This is a genomic window from Treponema sp. R80B11-R83G3 (assembly GCF_054786115.1).
Map to the genome: position 1 here is coordinate 1 of NZ_BDHF01000112.1, position 3807 is coordinate 3807.

At 42.7% G+C, this 3807-nt stretch carries 4 protein-coding genes; 2 read left to right on the forward strand and 2 right to left on the reverse strand.

Annotated features, from left to right (window positions below; translation table 11 throughout):
- Positions 1 to 144 precede the first annotated feature (144 nt).
- Complete coding sequence (gene cls, locus ACYVRH_RS11135; RefSeq protein WP_461256985.1) at positions 145 to 1305, forward strand: cardiolipin synthase; 1161 nt, start codon at positions 145 to 147, stop codon at positions 1303 to 1305.
- A gap of 163 nt (positions 1306 to 1468) precedes the next feature.
- On the opposite strand, the gene ACYVRH_RS11140 is transcribed toward cls, so the two are convergent.
- Positions 1469 to 2563 (reverse strand): Mbeg1-like protein, encoded by a 1095-nt coding sequence (locus ACYVRH_RS11140; protein ID WP_461256986.1) that lies wholly within the window; start codon positions 2561 to 2563, stop codon positions 1469 to 1471.
- Between the two features lie 73 nt (positions 2564 to 2636).
- On the opposite strand from ACYVRH_RS11140, the gene ACYVRH_RS11145 reads away from it, so the two are divergent.
- Positions 2637 to 3410 (forward strand): MATE family efflux transporter, encoded by a 774-nt coding sequence (locus tag ACYVRH_RS11145; protein WP_461256987.1) that lies wholly within the window; start codon positions 2637 to 2639, stop codon positions 3408 to 3410.
- Here ACYVRH_RS11145 and ACYVRH_RS11150 read toward each other — a convergent pair.
- On the reverse strand, positions 3332 to 3807 hold a 476-nt coding region (locus tag ACYVRH_RS11150; RefSeq protein WP_461256988.1), incomplete at its 5' end, for an exodeoxyribonuclease III. The genes ACYVRH_RS11145 and ACYVRH_RS11150 overlap by 79 nt on opposite strands.

Below are 3807 nucleotides of genomic sequence, written 5' to 3' on the forward strand. Positions count from 1 at the left end.
CCTTGCTAACTGCTCACTGTTACAGTAAAGGCGCGAAGATGCGTAATATATCTGAAATAACGCTCTTAAACTTTTTATCGTACGGGAAACCGCCTTAACGAACTTATTGACACCTATCCTGATTTTAAAACTCAGGCTCATTATTTGCAGGAATACGCCGGTTTTCCGGTATACGGAAATACAAGGCAGGAATATTTTCCTTCAGGCGAATCTTTTTTTAACAGGGTGCTGGAAGACCTTGAGAAAGCGCAAAAATATATTTTTATGGAATTTTTTATTTTAAAAGAAGGGCAAATGTTCAATTCGATATTAAATATTCTTGAAAAAAAAGCAGAAGAAGGCCTTGACGTGCGGATAATGTACGATGACATGGGCTGCTTTTTTACACTGCCGCCCGATTTTCCAAAAACGCTTAGGAAAAAAGGAATTAAATGTTATGTCTTTAACCGTTTCAGGCCGATTGTTTCTTCATTGCAGAATAACCGCGACCACCGTAAAATTATTTCGATAGACGGTAAAATCGCGTTCACCGGCGGACTTAATTTGGCGGACGAGTACATCAACGCGGTTGAACGTTTCGGCCACTGGAAAGACGCCGCGATAAAAATCGAAGGGGACGGCGCGTGGTCTTTAACGCTAATTTTCTTGCAGATGTGGAATTTAGGCTTTAAGGAAAAGGACGATTATCCGTCATTTTTTCCGTGGAAAGACAATATTATTGAACACACGGAAAGCGGAGTGTCTGAAGGTTTTGAAGCGTGGGGTTATGTGCAACCCTATGCCGACAGTCCCATTGACAAGGAAAACGTGGGGGAACACGTATATATCCAAATAATTAATCAGGCTAAAAAGTACGTTTACATCAACACCCCGTACCTGATTGTAGACGACAATCTTCTTTCCGCGCTAATACTTGCGGCGAAAAGCGGCGTTGACATCCGCATAATAACGCCCCACCGCTGGGACAAATGGATTGTAGCGATTGCGTCACGCTCATATTACCGAAGGCTCATTCAAGCGGGAGTTAAAGTTTACGAGTACACTTCCGGTTTTAATCACGGAAAAACATTTGTCTCTGACGACAGAATAGCGACTGTAGGCACGACAAATTTAGATTTTAGGAGCCTTTACCTTCACTTTGAATGCGGCGTATTAATTTACGCAAGCGAAACAGTAGCAGAAGTCAAAGAAGATTTTTTAAACACCCTGCCCGGTTCACAGGAAATAACTTTAAAAGAATGCGCCGATAAAAAGTTTAAGAGCGTTATTTCAGATATATTACGCATCTTCGCGCCTTTACTGTAACAGTGAGCAGTTAGCAAGGAGCAGTGAATTATTGTTAGCAAACGTAGCGTGTTACTTCACGCGCAGATAACGAACAACAACACTGCTCATTGCTCATTGCTCACTGCTCATTGCTCACTTCTCATTGCTCACTTCTCACTGCTCATTGCTCACTGCTCACTGCTCACTTTTTTAGAAGAGTTTCCAAATTGCGTCCCGCGGAATGGACTAGTTCTTTCAACGTCTGCCAAATAACTTTTTTCTTGGAGTCTTCCATGTGGCTTTGCGATTTATACACGCGGCCCAGCACTGAAAACCATGAGGTGTCTAGCTCGGAAAGCGATTTAATGTCTGCGGCGGTCAGGATATGGTATACGGCTTCTATAAAATTTTCACGCTCCGCGTTGTCAAGATTGGCAAGCCATTCGCGCAAAGTGTCATTTACAAATTTACTGCCAACGGTTGTTTTCTCGGCGGGAACAAGGTCGTTATATGCCACGTCCCATGAATAAAGATTGTGCTGCATAAGGCCGCTTTCATTGCTATTTATTACGGTGTAATCCGTGCCATGTTCCATAAACATTCCGATAATCGAAGACTGCGGCACATAAAAACAAATTTTGTCTTTAATCGCGTTAAAACCGTCGCTGTTAATAAAATTTTTGCTAAAACCGGGAGAATCATTGCTGTAAATTCTTGTTATGCGCTTTTGTATCTTACTATCGCATTTGGAAGCGGCGTAAATCGCGAGGTTTCCCCCTTTTGAATGTCCGCCGACCCGCAGGGAACCGTTTATTTTTGGAGCCATTTTTTCAAGATAATCCACGGCGGCAAGCTGTGATGGAATCACGTCCTTAAAGCACATGTTAAAATCTTCCTTCCAACCCAAAATGGAAGAATCAGTCCCCCTGTACGCTACAAAACAATGATCATCGCTTGTATAAACGCAAACGGCGGAAAATTGAATTTCACGATCCTCGTTAACATTATTTACAAAACCAAACAACTGGCAATTTCCGAATCGTCTTGACGCTCCAAGCGCTCTGATTAATTCAGGATCTTCTTTAAATATTGAAGACAACTTAAAACCGGGTTGGCTTGATTTTTCATCATAAACCCTTACCGCGAGAGCGATGCTAATCCCCTCGTTTTCTTCAGGAGATGGAACAATTCCGTCGAGCGTAAAGTACGCGAGTTGGGAAAAAATAATATTGTCCACCGGATTAAAAGGAGACACATTAAAATCTAAATCTCCCCGCCATTTAATATAATCAAACAAACACGCCATACTTGTTAATATAACATAAAAAACGTAAACTGTTAAGAAAAAACAAATTTACAAGGAGTAATAATTGGAAGTCAAACTGTTTCCCACCGCGTCCGTCGAGCCTGCGCCGAGAAGTTCCCCTATGGACACGCCTGTAGTTTTACCGGTCGCGGATTGGAACAACAAACGCCTTTTTACCCTGTTTTGGCCGCTGATTATCGAGCAGCTCCTTGTCGTAATGATGGGAATTATCGACATGGTAATGGTAAGCTATGTCGGAGAACACGCGGTAGGAGGGATTTCACTGGTTGAAACCATAAATTTTCTTATTATTACCGCGTTTAACGCGATAGCGACGGGCGGCTCAGTTGTCGCAAGCCAGTACTTGGGACGCAAAGAAGAGGGCAACGCCTGCAATTCCGCAAAACAATTGATATATATTAGTTTGATTATTTCTGTAACTCTTATGTTTTTTACCATTTTCACGCGCCAAATTATGCTTAAAACTATTTTTGGAAATATCGCGGACGATGTAATGAGATCGGCGGATATTTATTTTTTGTTTATAGCGATTTCATATCCGTTCCTTGCCCTGTACACCGCCGCCGCCGCGATGTTTCGAAGCATGGGAGATTCAAAAATGCCGATGAAAATAGTAATACTGATGAACATACTAAACGTAGGCGGAAACGCCTTATTTATCTATGTGTTTAAATGGGGCGTGGCAGGCGCGGCTTTATCTACGCTTATCGGGCGCATTGCCGCAGCGGTTGTACTTATTTATCTTTTAGTAAAAGACAAAACAAGAATCATCAATTTATGCGGATTAACAAAGATAAAGCCTTTGTCTACACAGTGATAATCAATCCTCCACCCGACGTTTTTCGCGCGCGCCTGCCCCATGTACGACCACCACGTGTAATGATCTTTTTCTCCCGGATGAAAATGCCGGAAAGTGTCAATGTGCCCTGCCGCTAAGAATTTATCCATCCATGCCCTTTCCTCAGGCAGGTAGCCCGCGTTTTTTTCATTGGCTTTCGGGCGCGCAAGATCGATGGGAGTGTGCGCGACGTTGAAATCGCCGCTCAGTAAAAAATGGCGCTCTTTTTTTACGATTGAGTTGCATAGTTTTAAAATCGCGTTGTTAAATTTCAGTTTGTAGTCAAGCCGCTTGCCATAGTCCTGCGAATTTGGAAAATACGCCGCTATCAGGGTAAAATCTTTGTAATCGGCGATTAAAACGCGGCCTTCTTCGT